We start from the raw sequence: 3,650 nt of genomic DNA on the forward strand, positions 1-3,650 counted from the left end.
TGGCACTGGAGCGCCAGATGGTGTCAAACGAGCGCTGGGCGGCGCGCAGCTCGGGCTTGAAGGCCTGGGCCAGCATGTACTGCACGCAAATGTTGCGCACGGTGTCCATGCCCAGGAACGTGATGGCCGGCTCAATGCTGGTAACGGACTGGTGCAGCCCATAAAACGGCGAGTTGACAGTGGCCAGCACCTTGGCGGCAATCAGGGGCTCGCCCATCAGCAGCTCACTGAGCATGAGGGAGTCGGCGCGGTCAAAAAAGTCGGGCGCCAGCAGCTGGTGCAGCGACATGGGCGGGCGCGGAATACCGCCAATCACCGTCATCAGCGCCTCGTGCTGGGCGGCGGGCAGCGCGCTCTCACGCACCAGAACAAAGTCTGCCAGCACGGGCGGCATGGGCTCGGCCAGCGCAGCGCTGGCGCGGGCGCTGAGGACGGGTACGACAGCCTGGCGCGCAGACGCCGCAGACGGATTGACCGCCGGTGAGCGCGCCGCAGGCATGCCGCTGGCAGCGTGGCGGGGCAATGACGATGCTGGCGTGCTGTCCGCTGGACGGCGCAACTTCCACCAGAGCACAGCGGCGATAGCGACCGCAACGGGGATCAAGAGCAGCAAGACAGACACGGGTTGGACTCTGTGTGAAAGGACAAGCTGCCTATGCTAACCACTCTTGCCCCCGCCCAGCTGACTTTGCAGCAGCGGCACCTGCCGGGGCAGTGCCCACCCACCAGCCGGGAGAATCTTTCAAAAATGATAGCTGCTCGCGCTCACCCAGCAAGGCTTTGAGGCAGTTTTTGCTTAAAAACCTTGTGGCACAGGGTGGGCGCGCGCGGGCTGGGCTCAGGCGCCCAGGCGCGCCTGGTGGCGGGCGATTTGCGCACGCACCTGCACCGGAGCCGTGCCGCCCAGGGTGTTGCGTGCGTCCAGCGATCCGCGCAGGCTCAGGCAGTCGTACACGTCTTTTTCAATCGCAGGGTGAAAGCCTTGCAGCACCGTGAGCGGCAGTTCCGACAAATCGCAGGCGTGCGATTGCGCTGCCTTGACAGCGTGGGCCACGGTTTCGTGCGCATCGCGGAAGGGCAGGCCCTTCTTGACCAGGTAGTCGGCCAGATCGGTGGCAGTGGCGTAGCCCTTCTTGGCGGCGTCTTCCATGGCCTGGGCATTGACGGTGATGCCACCTTCTTTGGCGCCCGTGGCCGGGTTCACCTGGCCGCCGACCATCTCGGCAAAGATGCGCAGCGTGTCTTTGAGCGTGTCCACGGTGTCGAACAAAGGCTCTTTGTCTTCCTGGTTGTCCTTGTTGTAGGCCAGGGGCTGGCCCTTCATCAGGGTGATCAGGCCCATCAGGTGGCCCACCACGCGGCCTGTTTTGCCGCGCGCCAGTTCGGGCACGTCGGGGTTTTTCTTCTGCGGCATGATCGACGAGCCGGTGGTAAAGCGGTCGGCAATCTTGATGAAAGCAAAGTTCTGGCTCATCCAGATGATGAGTTCTTCGCTCAAGCGGCTGATGTGCACCATGCACAGGCTGGCAGCGGCGGTGAACTCGATGGCAAAGTCGCGGTCGCTCACGGCATCCAGGCTGTTCTGGCAGACCACGGGCTGGCCGCTGGCGTCCACCATGCCCAGGGTGCGGGCCACGCGCTCACGGTCCAGCGGATAGGTGGTGCCAGCCAGAGCGGCGCTGCCCAGCGGCAGCGTGTTGACGCGCTTGCGCACGTCCTGCATGCGCTCGGCATCGCGGGCAAACATTTCCACGTAGGCCAGCAGGTGGTGGGCAAAGCTCACGGGCTGGGCCACTTGCAGGTGGGTAAAGCCGGGCAGGATCACCTCCACATTCTTGGCAGCCACTTCGACCAGAGCGGCTTGCAACCCGGTCAGCAGGCCGCCAATCAGGTCGATCTCGCCGCGCAGCCACAGGCGCACGTCGGTGGCCACCTGGTCGTTGCGGCTGCGGCCCGTGTGCAGGCGCTTGCCCGCGTCGCCCACCAATTGCGTCAGGCGCGCCTCGATGTTCAGGTGAACGTCTTCGAGGTCGAGCTTCCATTCGAATGCGCCGGATTCGATCTCGGCCGTGATCTGGGCCATGCCGCGCTGGATATCGGCCAGGTCTTGCGCGGCGATGATGCCCTGCGCGGCCAGCATGTCGGCGTGGGCCAGGCTGCCCGCGATGTCGGCTTGCCACAGGCGCTTGTCAAAAAACACGCTGGAGGTGTAGCGCTTGACCAGATCGCTCATGGGCTCGGAGAACAGGGCCGACCAGGCCTGGGCCTTGGTGTCGAGCTGGTTGTGGGAGGGCTGGGTGGTTTGGCTGGTGGGCATGGGAGGGCAATAATCCGGTGAAACAGACACCCGGAACGCCCGGATGCCGCAATGCAGAAGCCGCAAATTTTATCGACCCCGCCCCCACCGCCCGATGGCAATCGCCCCAAGGCGCACCGGCACCCGCCTGCGGGACGTGCGCTGGTGTTCGATGCCTGCCATGTGGGCGTGGTGCTGCGCACGGTGTTGTTCGTCGAAACCGTGCTGGGCGTGGGCGCCATGTACGGTACCGATACGCTGGTGCAGTGGCTGGCGCAGTTGGCGCTGCTCACGGGCGGCGCCCTGCCCGCCACGCTGGCCTGGCTGCTGGCAGCGTGCAGCCTGAAAACCCTGCTGCAACGGCGCAGCACCAGCGGCCAACTGGCAGCGGGCGTGCTGCTGGGGACGCTGGCGGGCCTGTGCGCCTGCGCCATGCTGACCCTGGTGGGCATGGCAGTGCAGCCGCCGTGGCTGGCCAGCGGCGCCAGCGGCGCGCTGCTGGCCGCGCTGTTGGTAGTGGCGCTGGTGCTGCGCGCACGCGGCAGAACACCTGCGGCCACCACAGCGCGCCTGACCGAGCTGCAATCGCGCATCCGGCCGCACTTTTTGTTCAACACCCTCAACAGCGCCATCGCCCTGGTACGCGAAGAGCCCGCCCGCGCCGAGTCGCTTCTGGAAGACCTCAGCGACCTGTTCCGCCACGCCCTCATCGAGCAAGGCGAGGCCGTCACGCTGGCGCAGGAAATCCAGCTGGCCCAGCGCTATCTGGCGATTGAGCAAGTGCGCTTTGGCGATAGGCTGCAAGTGCAGTGGCAACTGGATGCGCGCGCCAGCCAGGCCCAGTTGCCACCGCTGCTGCTGCAACCGCTGGTGGAAAACGCCGTCAAGCACGGCGTAGAGCCCAGCGCGCGCGGCGGCAAGCTGCGTGTGCAAACCGAGCTGCGCGGCAGTCGGGTGGTGGTGCGCATCACCAACACGCTGCCTACCGAAAAACCGGGGGCGGCGGGCTCGCCCTCGCAAGGGCACGGCATTGCACTGGCCAATGTGCGCGCCCGCCTGGCGCTGCTGCACGACATGCAGTGCGACTTCAGCGCTGGTGTGCAAGACGGCCTCTACCAGGTGCGCATCACCCTGCCCGCCCCCAGCGCCGCGCCAGCCCCTGTACCAGCCCCGGCGAACACACCGGCCAGCGCACCCGGCGCTACCACCCTGCCAGCCCCCCGCCAGCGCGCAGCCGCGCGCCCTGCCCCATGAACATCCTGATCGTTGACGACGAGGCGCTGGCGCGCAGCCGCCTGCGCACCCTGCTGGCAGACATCGCCCCGCCGGGCCTGCCCCACCAACTGAGCGAGGC

The 3,650-nt window shown here is 66.7% G+C and carries 3 protein-coding genes and 1 pseudogene; 2 read left to right on the forward strand and 2 right to left on the reverse strand.

All coding sequences use genetic code 11. From position 1 onward, the window contains the following. Together PHX69_RS15760 and argH are read right to left on the reverse strand one after the other, a co-directional pair. The coding region (locus PHX69_RS15760) for an HDOD domain-containing protein (RefSeq protein ID WP_288045040.1) at positions 1 to 622 on the reverse strand (622 nt) is incomplete at its 3' end. A gap of 216 nt (positions 623 to 838) precedes the next feature. After that, on the reverse strand, positions 839 to 2,317 hold the full coding sequence (gene argH / locus PHX69_RS15765) for an argininosuccinate lyase (RefSeq protein WP_288045042.1): 1,479 nt from the start codon (positions 2,315 to 2,317) through the stop codon (positions 839 to 841). Positions 2,318 to 2,368: 51 nt separating this feature from the next. Here argH and PHX69_RS15770 point away from each other — a divergent pair, with 51 nt between their 5' ends. Together PHX69_RS15770 and PHX69_RS15775 are read left to right on the forward strand one after the other, a co-directional pair. Continuing rightward, positions 2,369 to 3,550: a sensor histidine kinase gene (locus tag PHX69_RS15770; protein WP_288045044.1), complete on the forward strand. Its 1,182-nt coding sequence runs from the start codon at positions 2,369 to 2,371 to the stop codon at positions 3,548 to 3,550. Next, a pseudogene (locus PHX69_RS15775) lies at positions 3,547 to 3,650 on the forward strand (DNA-binding response regulator); the annotation flags it as partial. The gene PHX69_RS15770 and the pseudogene PHX69_RS15775, both read left to right, overlap by 4 nt.

This window comes from Simplicispira sp., from assembly GCF_028687295.1.
In the GTDB taxonomy this organism is placed as follows: domain Bacteria; phylum Pseudomonadota; class Gammaproteobacteria; order Burkholderiales; family Burkholderiaceae_C; genus Simplicispira; species Simplicispira metamorpha.

What these genes read in the sequence shown, in the direction of transcription:
- argH (WP_288045042.1), bottom strand. Translation starts at nt 2,317, where the DNA reads ATGCCCACCAGCCAAACCACCCAGCCCTCCCACAACCAGCTCGACACC.
- PHX69_RS15770 (WP_288045044.1), top strand. Translation starts at nt 2,369, where the DNA reads ATGCAGAAGCCGCAAATTTTATCGACCCCGCCCCCACCGCCCGATGGC.